Genomic DNA, 15,753 nt, shown 5'->3' with positions numbered 1-15,753 from the left:
CGTTGTCTTAACACAGATTGTTCCATTCCCTCTCCCCAACCCTCGTCCCGCGAAAAGGCATCATCATACTACTCAAATTCATAGCGCGGGAGAGGGGGCAAATCGAACGAACCTAAACAATCTGTGCTCAGATTCAGTTTGGAAAATCCTATAAAAAAACTGTAGGGACGTTGCCTAATTTGTTTCACTACTTTTGGCTCATTAATACCTCGACTAATGAGTTGATCTTTGTCCTTGATAATTGTTACTTGATAAACGAACTTCAAGTTGCAACTTTTGAGATAGAATAATCATTGATTTGACCAAATAGATTTATTTTGGTACAATTGGCGTTAATTTCGAGTTGGCTTGTGGATTCAATCTGAATCGAAACTTGAAATACAACGACTTATCTTCTCCCCTAAGGATAGCTGGAGAACTGATTATCTAGTTTTAATGAATAAACGGGTTTGTCGCTGAGATAAAGGTCAGGTATAAATAAATTCAGGTTTATTTAGTCCTTAAGATTTTAATTCAGTGATAAAACGACTCGTTTTAATCCATCAAGTCTTACTTTATCTCCTGTTAAAACAAGTTCCGCTGCTCGTGAAGTAGTAGTTTTAAATTTTTTCTAGGAGTATTGACCATGGCAATAATGAAACATGAATCAATAAAGCCATCCCCGGCTGTTGAGGGAATGAGCAGTGGCTGGATCACCGTTCGCGTTGTAAATAATGATGTATACCATTACCAGATGCAGAAAAAAGCAATGTCACCTACTATTGATATTTTTGTTTCTGTCGAGGAATTTAATGAAAATCCATATCAGGCTATTGAAAACGCGATTAATGAACAGTCTAAAATCTGCCCCGTTTTATTTACTAAAGAAATGGAACGTACCAGTACCTGTGGTCAGGAAGCAACTTCTGTATTTTTTGATAGTTATCTTGCGACTTATATAGTAGAGGTCCAATTTCCATCCTCTACTGTGAACAGTGCAAAAAAAGCGGAAGGTACCGTTTATGAAAACGCCTTTGAATTACCTCAAGGAAGTCAAATTCAATCCGACCAGATGAAACGTATGGTGCTCGATGTATTGAGGTTGGAGCGTCATTTAATCGTTTCTTTGCACAAAACAAGTAAAAATTTGGAACGCCATGAAATTTGTCTTTTCAAAGAAAATGACAGCTGGTTTTATTGTCTCCCAGGGGAAGATCAAGCCCATATAGTACCAGATGTAATTTTGAAATTTAATGAGCGATACATTTATAAGATTCTCAATATCATTGCAAAGAATTTACCCGCTCGTACACCACAATGGAAAGATCTATCAAGTGGACACTATGGAGAATTGGGTATGGAACTTACCATGGAGCTATTCGAATTGATGGTTTCTGCAGGGCATATTCCCAAAGATTTTGGACTGGATTATCATTTCCCCTTGGAATTAGATTGGAACTATGATCCTACCAATCTGGCAATGATGTTGAACCAAGGTTCCATGCAGCCAAAATCGAACTTATCCAAATTACCTGCGGATCTAATCAATAGAATTTTTGCAGACTCTGTCGATCAAAAGCCCGAAGAGGTCAGTGCTTACATAAACACAGTAAGAGAATCTGTTAAGAATACTTATGCTGCCAGTATTGTTCCCCAGCTTATTTGCAAAGGAAGCTGGAACAATACTCCAAGCATCAGTATTTCTTGTCCCAATGATCCATCCCTTATTGATAAATTCTATCAATCGAACCTGCAGTCGTTCCATCACATGGTGCATCTTGATCCGAAAAATCATCAAATTATCATGAAAATCTCCAAGGGCGTTGGTGATCATGGTGTTTATTCAGCCAATGCTGGACATGAACTGGCTATTGCTTTTGCATCCCAGGAAGAACGGGACAACTGGGCTGAATTAATGGGTTTTCAACATGATTATTACAATCAAGGAATTGGAATCTGGGCTGATCACCCTCAATGCATCTATTTCACGCGCCGGTTTTTTCTGATTCAGGAATTAAAACAATACATTCAGGAACAATCCCAAAAGGCTGAAGCCATTGTGCAAGCACTTGATGCCCTCTCAGCAGAACCTACCAGCATTCTTACGAAATTTAGTCTCTTTGTGCAGCAATTTTATAGGAATGAACAAGAGGAAATGAAATCAAAGCTGAAATGCTGCAATGAGCAAATTTTAGCTGCAAAACTATTGATCGAAATTCTAAGTAATAAAATCGATGTTAGCGAGTTAAAAGAGGAATACCCTGCTTATGTTTCAATCATAGAACAAGATGAAGTGCTTCATGATATTCTGGCGCAAATTGAGGAGAACAGTTCTGCACCGCAACCAATGTAACATAAAATACAGACTGATTCGGTTTTATTTAGCCATATTAATCCATAATATGGCTGAATAACTGTCCAGTCAGCACCGGTTATTTTTGCAGGTTATTGGGGGGATATTCGTGAATTTGAAGCAGAGAATTCAATAAACGAGCTGTAATGTAACCTATTGATTTTATGTTTTTAATTATTCCACCTTCCTATTCTTGCATTTCTCAATGACGCCAGGCAAAGACTTGAATTTTACTTTTTGGTTGATAATCTACTAATTTGTTCGGCTACTTCGGGCTGATTAATACCCCGAATAATTACTTGCTCCTTGTCCTTGATGTTTGTTACTTCATAGGTAACCGTACGCCCTAAGGTTTTACCCAGACTCGTCAAGAAATCTGAGGATTTTACCTGGCGTGTCTGTTCAATTTGTCCGAGAGGAATAAGTGCATCGACACGATGTTGACCGTCTTTGCGCAAATGGGCTGAAACTTCTGGACCTATTAGCGATTTCAAAATGGATGCGGTCGATGTGTGAAGCTCCTCTGGTTCGTAACTATAACAATGAGCACTTATTTGATCCCATAACTCTCCATCCAACATTGGATCGGAACTTTGGAATATATTAATTCCTAGTGGAAAATAAGCGCCATAACCCTTTCTTTCATAGGCCGCAATCAATTCTTTATGAGCTAAAGTTTCATTAGCCGGATCATGAACATGGAACCACAGGAATTGATCTGCATTTTCAGCGTATGCTTTAATCATTTGTTGGAATATGCAATGACCAATTCCCAGGACAACGACAACCCCGCCGTCATTTTTTTTAACTTCTGTTACGGTATTATCAGTCAGTGTTTTTTCTCTTCGTTCCGAATTCAAACTTTTTTCTTTAAGTTGCTCAGTGACAGGTAAATCAATCCCACCAAGTTTGAATCCTTGCTCTTTCATTGCCTCAAAAAGTTCCAGTTTAGCAACAACGCTTCTTAATTTTTCAGCTTCTTGTAAATGCTCTGGGTGTGTAAATGCTATTTGCGCTAATCTTTTTGCTTGTATATTGATGAGCGTTTTCATTGTAAAAATATTATGTTCCAGCGATGCCCCAGGCTCCATTCCATCGACACAAACTGTGGTATAACCTGCTTTTTTTAAATGAGGCAGTTGTTTGATAAGAAAATCACTTGTTGCTCTATCTGCATGGCTTTCGTATAACACAACCGGAGGAAGCGCGTATTTAGCATACATGATATTTCCAATCTAATTGGATTACTTTAATTATAGCAGGTGTAGGTTCTGAGGGATCGTCACTTTTTTTGTGGCTTTTTACAAGTCATTAATAGGCAAATTGCTTATGTATGGTGTCATTGCATCAAATATTCTGAATATGCAGAATGAATGTTCTTGCACGATGAATCGAACAAGAACGAAATTCATTATTTTTAAACAATCGTACAACATGAATATGAAGCGGTTCTATCTGCATCATCTTGATCATCCTCATCATCTGCAGCACTCAAAAGATTTAATTCATTCTGTAAGTCTTTTGGAAGATTGGTTGTAGGCAACCTATATGCTTTCACCGCAAATAAAGAGTGACTCAATAAAGAAGACGAATAATTTGTGTTAAAACACAAAAATTGTTCTTGGTTCCATGTACGAAAAGTATCACCAGCAGGTAAATCTGGAGGAATAAAATCATTACCAAGCTGTAAGTAATATTCAAAAAATAAATTTAAAGTGTGAGAGAGACAAGGGGTGATATATAAACCACTCTTAGCAGCTCGCTCAATAACCGGGATTGCTAATATCAATGCATCCTGATCGGATAATCCCTGATAATTTTTTAATGCCCTATTATAACCTGTAAACCAATAATTGCTTTCACGAAGGTATTTATCATAAACATCCTGCCCTACGCTTTCTGGGGAAATAGTACCATATTTGGAAATTTGCAGGCTTATTGCCATATTCATGGTTCCTATCATGATTTGATCTAAGCTGATACCTGTATATTTTCCTGGTTCTTTCAATATGGAAAGAGCTGCATTTAATACTTGATGATTAACTTCTGCACTATGGTCACTTGTGCTCATATCAAGCTGAAGTGCTTCAATGAACTTTGGATAATATGCGTTTTCTAATTGATATAAAGGGATTAAAGGCATTGTTTAAATTTAATTGGCTCAAACGGGCTAGAATTATATTGTTTTGAAATCAAGTGGTCAATAAATTATTCTCTTTGTTTATTTAAAGGGCTGCTTCAATTATCCATATGAACGTATCATGACCTAACAATAGATGCAGGCAAATTAATATAACTTTATAAAATCTTCTTAATAAAATTCGAAAAAAATTGTACGGATTACAAAAAATGTACTTAAATTTTTTAAAGAGCATGACAAATATTGTTATGAAGTCATGAAGCAATGGAGTCATTATGGCTAATCGAATCTGTTCGGCATCAAGCAGCATTACCTTAAGAGCTCGCGTAAAAAATACTCCAGGAACTTTTGGCAAATTAGCAGCGGTTATCGAAAAAGAAGGAGGGCAACTCAATGCGATTGATACTGTTCGTGTTGAGGATGGGTACCAGATCCGTGATTTTACCATTTTTACATGTGGGCCAAAACATGCTGAAATCATCGTAAATCAATTGAGTATGATTCCTGAAGTTGAGGTGCTCCAAGTTTCTGATCGTACTTTTCTTGCACATCTCGGTGGGAAAATTAGAATTAAAGGTCGTATTCCATTAAAAACCCGAGATGATTTATCAATTGCTTATACACCTGGTGTTGCGCGAATCTGTGATGCAATTCATAAAAAGCCGGAAGATGTATTTAATCTGACTATTAAAAAAAATATGGTTGCAGTGGTTTCAGATGGAAGCGCTGTATTAGGTTTAGGAAATATAGGTCCTTATGCAGCGATCCCAGTTATGGAGGGAAAAGCATTATTGTTTAAGGAATTTGCTAATGTTGATGCATTTCCTATTTGTCTGGATACTCAAAATGTAGATGAAATCGTTGCCGCCATCAAACATATTGCTCCTGTATTTGGGGGGATTAATTTGGAGGATATTTCCGCTCCTCGCTGCTTTGAAGTGGAAGAACGACTTAAAAAAGAGTTGAATATCCCTGTATTTCATGATGATCAACACGGCACAGCCGTAGTGCTGGCGGCAGCGATGATTAATGCACTCAAATTGGTTCAAAAAAAACTGGAAGAGATTAAAGTAGTTGTAGTAGGCATTGGTGCTGCGGGTACGGCGTGTACTAAAATGCTACTCAATTTAGGGGTGAAAAATATTATCGGTTGTGATTGTGACGGTGTGCTTTATCAAGGTAAATCAGGATTACACCCTTCGCATCAATGGTATGCTGAACATACCAATCCTAATCTTGAAAAAGGTACGGTGCATGAAGTAATCAAGGGAGCTGATGTTTTTATTGGCGTCTCCAAACCCGGAGTTATTACTGCCAGAGATGTAAAAAAAATGAATAAAGATGCAATTGTCTTCGCAATGGCAAATCCCATACCTGAAATAATGCCAGAAGATGCAAAAAAATACGCTACTATTGTTGCAACAGGGCGCAGTGATTACCCTAATCAAATTAATAATGTATTGTGTTTTCCTGGTATGTTTCGCGGTGTTTTAGATTGTATGGCGACTGAGATTAATGAAGATATGAAGCGTGCCGCAGCTTATGCTATTGCAAATTCTATAGAAGAGCAGTATTTAAGTTGCAGTTACATTATTCCCAGTGTATTTGATACTCGTGTTGTCAAGAATGTCGCTCAAGCGGTTCAAGATGCAGCCATTAAAACAGGAGTGGCTCGTAAATTAATAAAATACAATTTTTAGTCATCATGTAAAGCAAACCTTTAAAATAATTGCACCTACAGAAAGGGTGTATGAAGGACATCAATGAGAAAGGAGCCTCCATAATGCCAAACATTGAAATCAAAAGAATTTATGAGGAACCAAAAAAAGCAGATGGATTTAGAATATTGGTAGACAAATTATGGCCACGTGGTCTTAATAAAGACGATGCTGCTATTGATTTGTGGCTTAAAGAGATTGCACCTAGTGATTCGCTACGCAAGTGGTTTAACCATGAGGATCAAAAATGGACGGAATTTCAAAAACGTTATGCAAAAGAATTAGGAGATAAGCACGATCTACTCGATTCAATTAAAGAAAAAGCAAAACAACAAAAAGTAACCCTGCTGTTTGCATCTAAAGAAACAGAGCACAATAATGCAGTAGCATTACTCAATATGCTTCTACATCGTATCCAGTAGTATAAGGAGAGAGTAAAAATACCAATAAAAAGGGGGGATGGGCTTAATAGTTCTAAATCTAAAAACACACAGCAATATCTTCAATGCAAAGGTATTGCCGCAAATATCAATTTTATGAGTGATTAGAGATTGGTTAAAGAAAAGGATCGCTATAAATATATTTAGACGGAACCCCGGCAATAAAAATAGTGGTTTTGAGTTTATTAGTCGTTTCTTTAGGTCCACAGACATATACCCTGGTATCATGAGGATTATTGATGTGTGTTAATGCTCTTCGTTCAATTAACGCTTCAGGATAACGTCCCCGGCTTTGCACCACACAAGGGTCATAAACAAAGGAACTGCATGTTTTCAATAACGATTCCAATTCTTCACGATAGTAAATATCCTCATCGGTAAGACCGCCATGAATTAAAGTGATGCGTCCTTGATGATTTTGGCTGAGTGCGCTTTTAATAATAGCAATGAGCGGCGCAAGCCCCGTACCTGTTCCAGCCAATAACATATCAAAAGTTAACTGGTCGGGATTATAGTAAAAACAACGGCCAAAAGGTCCTCTAAGTTTCACCCCCATATTCTTTGTTGCCTTACTCGCAAGCCATTGTCCCATACTCCCGCCCGGATAGATTTTAACGTGTAACTCAATAAATCCTTCTTGCATAGGAATGTTGGCGATTGAATAACTTCGCATAGTGCCTTCGGGATTAATGAGGCTAAGATATTGGCCAGGGATCCAATGTTGTAACTCGTCCACACTAAGTTTAACTTGCACCACATTGTAGTTAAGTGGTTTAAGCTCAATTATTTTCGCATTGACTTCACACTCCACACTCTCTGGAGCAACAACCTGAAGCGCTGCTTCAGGTTGTGCCAGACATGCTAGAAAATAGCCTTGAGATTTAAGTGTTTCAGGTAGTCCTTCTTGCCAGGATGGATGAACTACACCATCTTTAGCTTTAATCAGGCAGGACTGACATATTCCTGCCTGACATGAGTTAGGGTAATCCACACCATGACGTAGAAGACACTGTAATACATTTTCTTTGGGTTCTAAGATATATGATTGATTATTAAAGTCTATGATACTCATCATCGCCCCAACACATCATCACGAACACTATTGGCAATAGCAGCCACTTGTTTAATATCTTCTGTTGTGACTCCTAACTCCTTTAGCGTTGCCCCTAAATGTTCAATAACAATATCCACGTGCATATCATTTAATCCGCGCTTGAGTAAATGGGCATGTCCTTCGCGCATGCTTTTTCCACTGTAATGATTAGGGCCTCCAAAGACCATGGTTAAAAAACCTTTTTGCTTCAAGATTTGTTGATCCATATCAATATCATCAAAAAAATGACTGACGCGCTCATCCATTAACATTTTGCGATAAAAAATATCAACTGCAGTATTTACTGCATCTTGGCCTCCCAAACGCGAAAATAATGACTCAGACATGGTATATTCCTTAAAGATGTATTTGCAATACATCTTATAAAAAGAAATAATCTGAGTCAACTCACAATTTGGATTTATTTATGCAACTGACACAGTTTACGGATTACTCATTACGCGCATTAATTTACATAGCCCTTCGAAAAGAATCTTGTACGATTAAGGATATAACCGATGCTTATGATATTTCGAACAATCATATGATTAAAATCATTCACAACTTATCGAAACTGGGGCTGATTAAAACCATCCGGGGGAAGAATGGCGGTATTTTAATGGCAGCCCAACCTGAAGCGATTAATTTAGGCCAACTCATTACTCAGCTGGAGCCTCATTTTGATTTGGTACCTTGTTTTAATAAAGAAAAAGCCAACTGCTGTATTGCTCCTGTATGTAAATTAAAGGGGCTCTTGCATGAAGCTCAAGCCGCATTTATGAATATTTTGGGACGCTACACTTTAGCGGATGTGTTACACAACAAAAATGAGTTGTCTGGTTTCCTGAATATTAGAGCATGTTGACATTGGGGGCGCGAGTCAAAAATCGGGATAATTTAGTGCAAATTTTAACTTGAGTGAGGCGAATAGCCAGCTCTATTTAACGAACTCAAGCTGAAATTTGCGCAAATTAGCTTGGTTTTTGACCGTGACACCAAATGTCAACACGCCCTAAATAAGGCAGACTGGAGTTATACGATTTTTTGTGCGAGCAAAAAACCAAATAAACCCGATATGGGTCTTCCCTGTTCATCTTGTTTATGTAAATGACCTACTGATTCTTTGTATTCAAGTATCGACCATCCACTGTCTTGATACACATGATAGAGTTCTTCTTTTTGCGGAAGAAACGTGAAGAATTCTGGTAGCGAATAAAGTTCTGATTGAAGGGGAAATACTAAAAAATGATATCCATCTTTCTTGGTTACGCCTTGAAGCTCGGCGAGCAATTCTGGAATGCGTTGAGGGTTTAAAAACTGTAACGTGACTGTTGAGAGTACTAAATCATAAAATTCGGATCCAAGACTTAAGGGTTGATTTAAATCATGCAGTAGCGTATCAACCCCTGGTAATGTTTCTTTATGGACAATCTCTTCAATCGTTTCTAATGCCGATTGATTATGATCAATTCCAATAACACGATGTCCCATTTGGGCTAAATACAACAAATTTCTACCCGAGCCACAGCCTACATCAAGAATTGATGCGTTCTTCAAGTGGTGTAAATAAGTTTGATAGGCATACACTAAGTCACTATGCGCTGCTCCTAAACCGTATTTTTTATTGAAATATCGCTGGGGCATGCAATAAAACTCAAGCTTTGCTTTAAACGTTTCACCGATTGGAATAATTTTATGCCATGCCGCAGGGGGGATCAGTAATTGAGGGTGCTCTGAATCGATTCGAGTTCGTGAACATTCATGCCCCTGGCCATTTAGGAATACAAAATCAATGATTCCTTCCTGGAGAGAGAGCTTACCCCAAGTTCCTTCTTTGGTACTGTGTTTTTCCAAGAAAAATTTCAGTTTTCCATGGCTATCAATTTCGATTTGCTTATAGCACATTAACTCGCTGTATTCTGGTATCATGATGCTCCTTTTATTTCTGTTTATCGATAACTCTCTTATTGATTGGTATTTTTATTCTCTGTAAGTTCTGGTTCCAGTCTGGTTAAAAGAGTATGCTCGTTCGCTAATTTATCAGCTAACTGATGATTTACATCTCGATGCTCTTCCTCATCAATACGTACTGCCAATAGTACGTCTCGCAGACGAGCATCAGAGGCTAATCCCCAGTAGTTTTTAGCAATTTCGGGAGCAGGGCAATTTTCAATGCGGCCATCATCCAACTCCTGTAAATAATGGGTGTAGCTAATCACTGCCTCTTCTTCAAGATAACCTACAAATCGATGGGCTGTCTTGGAAGAAATAACATACATCAACAAATATAAAACCACAAAAATAGCTTGTGCTACAAAAATGATAAATCGTTCAAACCAATTTGGTTTGGCAATATACATAAAAGTAATCAAATGCATCCGTTCATTTTCTGCTTCATCCAGCAACGCTTTAATCCAGCCCTCATCATTTTTGATTTTTCTTAAGCAACGCAAATGCAGCAAAGCAGCTCCAACCATGCCAGGCACTGCCGCTACTGTTTCAAGTACTATCGCGCGATTTCCATAGCGTTTTTGAAAAAAAGTATCAGCAAAAAAGCGGAAAAACTTCACAAGACCAAAGGCAAATTTATCACTGATGGTTTTAGCCGGTTTATGGATTGCTGACATGATATGCTCCCTTAGAGTATGTTACACCAGATCATTATAATAAAGATGTATTTAAAATACAACTTTAAGTGGGTGCCTATCTAAGAGTGGTTATCAGAGATAAAAGGTCTTGCATCTGTTCGTTTTAAAAGAACTTAAGATACCCCGTCTGATGACGTCTAGCTGCGCATTTTAATGGGGGGAATGCTGGACGTACGGATGTTTTATTTTTATCGAACTCAGATGGGATGGTTTATGTTTTTACTTGTCTAAGTATTCTAAGTTTATTACAAAAAAATCAGCTGATGCTGTTCGATTCAACTTGACGCTAAAGAAGTCATGTTATCGTTCTCTGGATTAAATCCATCCAAATAAGCTATGAACTCCCGAACACTTTTAGCATCATCAACTTTAACGCTTGCTAATTTCTCATAAAAGTTTTCAAGCTCATCAGGTCTTCCCAATTGCTTGTGAATTTCTTTGGTAAAACTACAAGATCCTTTTTTCCAGTCGGCTAGTTGAATCATTTCAATCAATGCTTGTTCTGGTGACAGAGCCCCTGCTATAGTGCTCATTTTAGATACCTCATCTGAGATGTTGGAAAATTTTCCTAAAAATTTTCCTATTTTGTCGCATGTTTGTGTGTAGTCATCTTGGGAGGGCTTTTCTTTAGTAACATAACTCCTAAACTTGGTAACACTATCAGGATCATCAAGCTTAAGATTGGCTAATGCTTGATAGAACTCTTCAACCCTAGGATCTCTTCCAGCAAACTTGTGATATTCTCTGGTAAAATCCCAAGATCCTTTTTCCCAGTCAGCTAGTTGAATCATTTCCTTCAATGTTAGTACTGGTGAATCTTTATTTGTTACTGACGACGCCGCAGTTAAAATTCGAGATAAGGTACCTTCTTTCTTTATAAAAGGAAATTTTCCTAAAAAATTAGCTATTTCTTTACACATTTCTTTTAAGTTTGGTTCATTCCTTAAGTCTGTCATAATATCTTTATATTTATGGGTATGCCCTGATGTTTTTTTTAATGCTTCAATCGCATTCTGAAATTTCTTTGCCTCTTCAGCTTCATCTAGTTTCTTTAATAACTCGATAACATCCGAAGGCTTGGTGTAATCAGCGCTATATGTACCAGGCTCCGCAGGATTATCAGTCACGGTTTTAGCAATTTTATTTCCAAATAGCAGGTTTAAATCGACATCATCTTTATAATAATCTTCCTCATCGATTTTAAAGCTCACCCCATCGGTATTGGCAGTCCACTCACCTTTAAAACGTAACTCTTTCATTTTCTTACTTAAAATCTTAGCAATTTCTTGATGAATTTTTTCTCTACTCATAATTGGCTCATAGAATTAGTAGGATACTTTTTATAAATATAGTTTAAATTTTGTTATATTGTGTGGTATCTGGTAGAGCAGGGGCTTGGTTTTTGTCTAAGATTGTATTTTTTATACATTTGCTGATTAACTAAATTATATGAGAATTATTGCTACAATAATCGATACGAGATCCTGAAAGCTGAATGACTTGATTATAACAATCTTTTCAAGATATATCTTAATTCTCAGCAAGAGTAATAAAAGTACGTTTTAGATCATGGACAGTGAAACAAAGGCCTGATGCTTTGGTCACATTTACCATTTGTTTCCGTGATTTAATAATAGGACTCGTAGCGCCAAATACCAGAGGAATTTTCTGCTTCTGCCGTACTTAGAATGTCACGCGATTGGCTGAGATCGGCAGTTCTCACTTCATCAAGGCGGCTCATCGCTGCTAAATCAAGTGCTGCCGAGGGACCTCCGCCCACACCGCTACCCAACCGTCTCAGTAACCCCGATGCACCGTTATGCCATCCCCCGCGAATTAATGCAAAATCGACACCAAGACCAGAAGAATCGGAAAAATCCAATGGGAACAGGGCTCTATCCTCATGCATTCTATAATCGTAGTATATTAATACGCGTGGCAGTGTCGGCTCATCAAACTCGGGTTTTGGGCTAAATGATCGGTCGGGTCTGCAATATTCGTTAATGACATGAACCGGAAGTTCACGCTGTGCAAGCCCAACCGCCATCCATGCTGCGTTCATCGCCGTATAATTGCCCGTGTTAAACCAATTATTATATCCCTCAACATAATGGGTCAGTGCTTTTTTGAGTGGCGTAAGGTCAAAATGCTTTGAACCCTTCACTTCAACTCCATGTTGCTTATAGGTTAATCCATCTTTCTCTATCGCTTCGCAACGTTTTAGCATCGACTTTTTTGTATCCGTGTCCATCTGTTGCTCCAGCATCCGGCACATGTGCGTGTCTTTTGCCCAGTAGGCGTATTCATAAGCGGTGCAGTTAAATGTCCGACCTGAGTAATCCGTGAAGAGTGTATCGGTTAACATTAATTCTGACACACTAGCCGTCAATGAAGAAACACTAATTTTCAGTAATAATTTTTTTGCTTCTTCTTGTTTTCCCTGAGCCACAAGGGTTGAAAAATGCTGGACTTTGTTTTGCATTATATTAAGTTTAGAGAAAATGGACTTTGAAGATAAGCCTAAGAAAATTTGGGTTTTCGGATTAAGATCCATTATTTGAAATTGCTCTTTATCTAATGAATTAATATTGGTAGGTTCTTGTTTTTCTTGCATCGGTAAATCTTTATATAGTTTTGAATGGCCAGAATTAACACATGGCGATCATATTATGTCAATTAAAATGTGTCACATTGCGCCTGATGAAGAAGGGAAAGACAGTAAGTATGGCACCGGCTCGATAGATTTTGTTCGACATTGGTATTTAACGAATCAATCGAGTCTGAATCTATTGACTCCTTCAAGGATTGTTCGCGTTTAAAATCATGTTTTTTCCTATCGTTGCTATTGTAGGCGGGGACTTAATATAGCGTTTTAAGCTTCCATCGGTTTTTGCTGCTCCAGTATTGAATAAAACTATAATTCCATATTGCTGTTGCATGGTAAAACCAAGAAAACTGCGGAAATCCTTATGGCCACCGATTTTTCCACAAATGACTTCTCCGTTAATTGATTCACAGACCCAAGCATAGCCTTGACCACCAACGATTGGTTCTTGTATTCCAATATTGGGTAGAACAGTCTTTCCAGCAGGCACAGGCAGATAATTATTGGGTGCATGAGCGATTTGCATCCCTTTTAAGAGCGCTAGTTGCTTGGGATCCTGATTGGTGCTTATATTCAAATTGGCACGAATAAAGTTAATCATATCGCTAGCATTGCTGCGAATACATCCTGCACCTGCCCAGGGCACATATGGGAATGGTTTTCCTAATTCATATTCATGAGTGAGCTTGTCAATATGATATCCAGACGCATATTGAGCATTTTGCCACTGACTTGTATTGCATTGAGTTGCACCGGCAGGAGTAATGACAGGGCAGGTTCCATTATGTGCTTCGTCTGGAAGACAAGCACTTGTTAAAGGCATGTTGAGAATGTTGGTAATATTGTTACAAACCCATCCATTAAAATCGCCTTCCAAAACATTGGGGAATCCATCTCGGTTCATGAGCGCCTGAGTGATCAAGCCTACGCTGCTGTTAGAGTAAAAATTATGGGTTGGCAAATGATGGGGAGAGCCGTATACCAGGCGCACTTGTGGTTTGCCATCACCAATACAGGTGGCAAGTGCAGTATTCAGTTTATTTACATCTTTAACGAAGTTAGATTGATTTAAATTCTGATTGCTACTGTTTTGATCAACGCTTGGAGCATCTGAAAAACAGAAGCCTCCCGAAAAAGTAGCGAGCTCTTGATAAGTCACTGGGGATTCATGGGGAGTTAAATCAAAACTTCTTCCTACCCAACTTTTAGATGGCAGATCGGGTTTGATCGGCGACAGTGGATTGATTTGCTTTTTATAGATTGAAGCACCTAGACTCGCTGTAGTAAATGTTTTAGTGACTGAGGCGAGTTCAAAAAGAGTATTTTCATCTGGAGGAGCATCGTTTAAAGCACGAAGCCCGCAACTTATATAACAAATCTGTTCTCCAGAAACCGTTTTTTTATAAATACCAAACATTCCTCCTAAGGTTTGTTCTTCGACAACTTTTAGATTTTCAGTATTAAATACGTCGGGTGTGAACGTTAAGGCATGTTGATATTGAGCTTGGCAAAAAGAGGTTTGCCAACTTTGTTTTTTTAAGAGGGTACAAGCAATATTCTTATCGATATTGATATTGATTGTATTCACTAAAGGGGCTCGCCCTTGATAGTTTATCCTAATAGTAAGTTGTACTGATTTAGCTGTATTGGGTGCGTGATAGACAACAGATATCGTACAGTCGCTATTTGCATTGATGAATGTACCACAGCTGCCTAAGTTGGTATCAATCGACGCAAAAGGGCTCGATAACTTAATGCCTAAAGGCAAATTAACCTTCGTATTATTCCGCACTGTGTAATATAAGATAAGTTCTTCCTGAGGTAAAACCTGTTGCGAAGTTTTGGGCGTATTAATGAATTCCAACAGTGGAGTAGCACTATAAATTTGTTCGGTAATACCAAACATCATTAAAGCAAAAAGAAACAGGGTTATTTTTTTCATAAATAAGACTCATCAATGATTGAAGCTTAGCCCAATATAAAATGCTTGATTATTGAGTGAAAGCTTAATTGGTTCTAATAAATTATGATTATTTGATAATGATGAATGTGCTGTATCACTTTGTGTATAGAGATAACGAGCGAATACATCAAATTGTTTATTTAGATGCACTGCAACTCCAGCACCGGCTGCTCCTGCAAATTGGTTGTTGATTTTAGCAGCAAGTTGCAAGCTGCTTTGAGGCTCGATACCAGGGAGTGCCTGATCATGATAGGTTACCTTGCTGACACTTAATCCCACGCCTAATGTAATAAAAGGTGAGACTCTCTCGATAGGGGAGAATAAATACAAATCACCCTGGAGTAATATATTGAAGATATTTCCAGATTCTTTATAGGTGTAATTAAAAAACTCAGGATCATTGAGTTCATAAACATCGCCGGTGAATCGGGCTTGCTGATAATAAATAGCCGGTCCAATGAGTATTTTTTTTAGCAACTGGCTATCGACAGTGACGTTTCTTTGAAAGGAAAATGAATAGGTTGCTTGCGTTTTCTGGTGCGAATTAACCAGCGAATCAGTAATGTAATCACTGATGATAATGGTTTGGTCGTTACTTTTTGTAAAACGACTTGCACCGACTGCAATAGAGGTGCTCCATGAACTTTGATTTGCTATGACAGATGAGGAGAGCAAACCGCAAAAAATAGAGAGCAGGTATTTAATGTTCACAAACGATCCTTCAACATAGGGAATGCATCCATTCTCATTAATCACGAATTAATTTTTTCAAAGCGTCAAAAGTGGCTTTAGATGATCGCCAAAAACACACCCT

General features: G+C 38.1%; 15 protein-coding genes. 5 read left to right on the top strand and 10 right to left on the bottom strand.

The genetic code is table 11. The features are described 5' to 3' along the window. The first annotated feature begins 625 nt into the window (after positions 1-625). Complete coding sequence (locus tag BW930_RS14510; protein WP_058468854.1) at positions 626-2,332, top strand: hypothetical protein; 1,707 nt, start codon at positions 626-628, stop codon at positions 2,330-2,332. Positions 2,333-2,562: 230 nt separating this feature from the next. On the opposite strand, the gene BW930_RS14505 is transcribed toward BW930_RS14510, so the two are convergent. Together BW930_RS14505 and BW930_RS14500 are read right to left on the bottom strand one after the other, a co-directional pair. Then, positions 2,563-3,555 (bottom strand): TraB/GumN family protein, encoded by a 993-nt coding sequence (locus BW930_RS14505; RefSeq protein ID WP_058468853.1) that lies wholly within the window; start codon positions 3,553-3,555, stop codon positions 2,563-2,565. A gap of 194 nt (positions 3,556-3,749) precedes the next feature. Next, the gene (locus BW930_RS14500) at positions 3,750-4,475 is read right to left on the bottom strand and encodes a hypothetical protein (protein ID WP_058468852.1); all 726 of its coding nucleotides are present in this window, start codon (positions 4,473-4,475) and stop codon (positions 3,750-3,752) included. A gap of 272 nt (positions 4,476-4,747) precedes the next feature. Between BW930_RS14500 and BW930_RS14495 the strand changes: the two genes are divergently transcribed. Together BW930_RS14495 and BW930_RS14490 are read left to right on the top strand one after the other, a co-directional pair. After that, complete coding sequence (locus BW930_RS14495) at positions 4,748-6,172, top strand: NAD-dependent malic enzyme (protein ID WP_058468851.1); 1,425 nt, start codon at positions 4,748-4,750, stop codon at positions 6,170-6,172. 83 nt (positions 6,173-6,255) lie between these two features. Next, positions 6,256-6,612: a DUF488 domain-containing protein gene (locus BW930_RS14490; RefSeq protein WP_058468850.1), complete on the top strand. Its 357-nt coding sequence runs from the start codon at positions 6,256-6,258 to the stop codon at positions 6,610-6,612. A 133-nt stretch (positions 6,613-6,745) separates the two neighbouring features. Here BW930_RS14490 and BW930_RS14485 read toward each other — a convergent pair whose 3' ends face one another. Continuing rightward, on the bottom strand, positions 6,746-7,702 hold the full coding sequence (locus BW930_RS14485; RefSeq protein ID WP_058468849.1) for an FAD-binding oxidoreductase: 957 nt from the start codon (positions 7,700-7,702) through the stop codon (positions 6,746-6,748). Next, on the bottom strand, positions 7,702-8,070 hold the full coding sequence (locus BW930_RS14480) for a group I truncated hemoglobin (RefSeq protein WP_058468848.1): 369 nt from the start codon (positions 8,068-8,070) through the stop codon (positions 7,702-7,704). Before BW930_RS14480 ends, BW930_RS14485 begins: the two co-directional genes overlap by 1 nt. Positions 8,071-8,150: 80 nt before the next feature. Here BW930_RS14480 and BW930_RS14475 point away from each other — a divergent pair, with 80 nt between their 5' ends. Beyond that, positions 8,151-8,588 carry an Rrf2 family transcriptional regulator gene (locus BW930_RS14475; RefSeq protein WP_058468847.1) on the top strand — a complete coding sequence of 146 codons (438 nt, stop codon included), beginning with the start codon at positions 8,151-8,153 and terminating at the stop codon, positions 8,586-8,588. Positions 8,589-8,755: 167 nt separating this feature from the next. Here BW930_RS14475 and tehB read toward each other — a convergent pair whose 3' ends face one another. The 4 genes from tehB to BW930_RS17560 form a co-directional block, all read right to left on the bottom strand. Beyond that, entirely contained in the window at positions 8,756-9,652 is an 897-nt protein-coding gene (tehB, locus tag BW930_RS14470) for an SAM-dependent methyltransferase TehB (RefSeq protein ID WP_058468846.1), read from the bottom strand. A 35-nt stretch (positions 9,653-9,687) separates the two neighbouring features. Continuing rightward, entirely contained in the window at positions 9,688-10,350 is a 663-nt protein-coding gene (locus tag BW930_RS14465; RefSeq protein ID WP_058468845.1) for an alternative oxidase, read from the bottom strand. Positions 10,351-10,646: 296 nt separating this feature from the next. Then, positions 10,647-11,681 carry a hypothetical protein gene (locus BW930_RS14460; protein WP_058468844.1) on the bottom strand — a complete coding sequence of 345 codons (1,035 nt, stop codon included), beginning with the start codon at positions 11,679-11,681 and terminating at the stop codon, positions 10,647-10,649. A 317-nt stretch (positions 11,682-11,998) separates the two neighbouring features. Continuing rightward, entirely contained in the window at positions 11,999-12,598 is a 600-nt protein-coding gene (locus BW930_RS17560; protein ID WP_489884277.1) for a hypothetical protein, read from the bottom strand. 442 nt (positions 12,599-13,040) lie between these two features. On the opposite strand from BW930_RS17560, the gene BW930_RS17215 reads away from it, so the two are divergent. Further along, the gene (locus BW930_RS17215; RefSeq protein ID WP_154668521.1) at positions 13,041-13,190 is read left to right on the top strand and encodes a hypothetical protein; all 150 of its coding nucleotides are present in this window, start codon (positions 13,041-13,043) and stop codon (positions 13,188-13,190) included. Here BW930_RS17215 and BW930_RS14450 read toward each other — a convergent pair. Together BW930_RS14450 and BW930_RS14445 are read right to left on the bottom strand one after the other, a co-directional pair. Next, positions 13,170-14,918: a serine hydrolase gene (locus BW930_RS14450; protein ID WP_058468842.1), complete on the bottom strand. Its 1,749-nt coding sequence runs from the start codon at positions 14,916-14,918 to the stop codon at positions 13,170-13,172. The genes BW930_RS17215 and BW930_RS14450 overlap by 21 nt on opposite strands. A gap of 12 nt (positions 14,919-14,930) precedes the next feature. Beyond that, on the bottom strand, positions 14,931-15,650 hold the full coding sequence (locus BW930_RS14445; RefSeq protein ID WP_058468841.1) for an outer membrane beta-barrel protein: 720 nt from the start codon (positions 15,648-15,650) through the stop codon (positions 14,931-14,933). Positions 15,651-15,753 lie beyond the last annotated feature (103 nt).

The sequence above is a fragment of the Fluoribacter gormanii genome (genome assembly GCF_900156395.1).
GTDB lineage: Bacteria > Pseudomonadota > Gammaproteobacteria > Legionellales > Legionellaceae > Legionella > Legionella gormanii.
The sequence above is the reverse complement of the archived record's forward strand: the minus strand, read 5'-3'. Positions and strand labels throughout refer to the sequence as shown.

What these genes read in the sequence shown, in the direction of transcription:
- BW930_RS14510 (WP_058468854.1), top strand. Translation starts at nt 626, where the DNA reads ATGGCAATAATGAAACATGAATCAATAAAGCCATCCCCGGCTGTTGAG.
- BW930_RS14505 (WP_058468853.1), bottom strand. Translation starts at nt 3,555, where the DNA reads ATGTATGCTAAATACGCGCTTCCTCCGGTTGTGTTATACGAAAGCCAT.
- BW930_RS14500 (WP_058468852.1), bottom strand. Translation starts at nt 4,475, where the DNA reads ATGCCTTTAATCCCTTTATATCAATTAGAAAACGCATATTATCCAAAG.
- BW930_RS14495 (WP_058468851.1), top strand. Translation starts at nt 4,748, where the DNA reads ATGGCTAATCGAATCTGTTCGGCATCAAGCAGCATTACCTTAAGAGCT.
- BW930_RS14490 (WP_058468850.1), top strand. Translation starts at nt 6,256, where the DNA reads ATGCCAAACATTGAAATCAAAAGAATTTATGAGGAACCAAAAAAAGCA.
- BW930_RS14485 (WP_058468849.1), bottom strand. Translation starts at nt 7,702, where the DNA reads ATGAGTATCATAGACTTTAATAATCAATCATATATCTTAGAACCCAAA.
- BW930_RS14480 (WP_058468848.1), bottom strand. Translation starts at nt 8,070, where the DNA reads ATGTCTGAGTCATTATTTTCGCGTTTGGGAGGCCAAGATGCAGTAAAT.
- BW930_RS14475 (WP_058468847.1), top strand. Translation starts at nt 8,151, where the DNA reads ATGCAACTGACACAGTTTACGGATTACTCATTACGCGCATTAATTTAC.
- tehB (WP_058468846.1), bottom strand. Translation starts at nt 9,652, where the DNA reads ATGATACCAGAATACAGCGAGTTAATGTGCTATAAGCAAATCGAAATT.
- BW930_RS14465 (WP_058468845.1), bottom strand. Translation starts at nt 10,350, where the DNA reads ATGTCAGCAATCCATAAACCGGCTAAAACCATCAGTGATAAATTTGCC.
- BW930_RS14460 (WP_058468844.1), bottom strand. Translation starts at nt 11,681, where the DNA reads ATGAGTAGAGAAAAAATTCATCAAGAAATTGCTAAGATTTTAAGTAAG.
- BW930_RS17560 (WP_489884277.1), bottom strand. Translation starts at nt 12,598, where the DNA reads ATGCTAAAACGTTGCGAAGCGATAGAGAAAGATGGATTAACCTATAAG.
- BW930_RS17215 (WP_154668521.1), top strand. Translation starts at nt 13,041, where the DNA reads ATGTCAATTAAAATGTGTCACATTGCGCCTGATGAAGAAGGGAAAGAC.
- BW930_RS14450 (WP_058468842.1), bottom strand. Translation starts at nt 14,918, where the DNA reads ATGAAAAAAATAACCCTGTTTCTTTTTGCTTTAATGATGTTTGGTATT.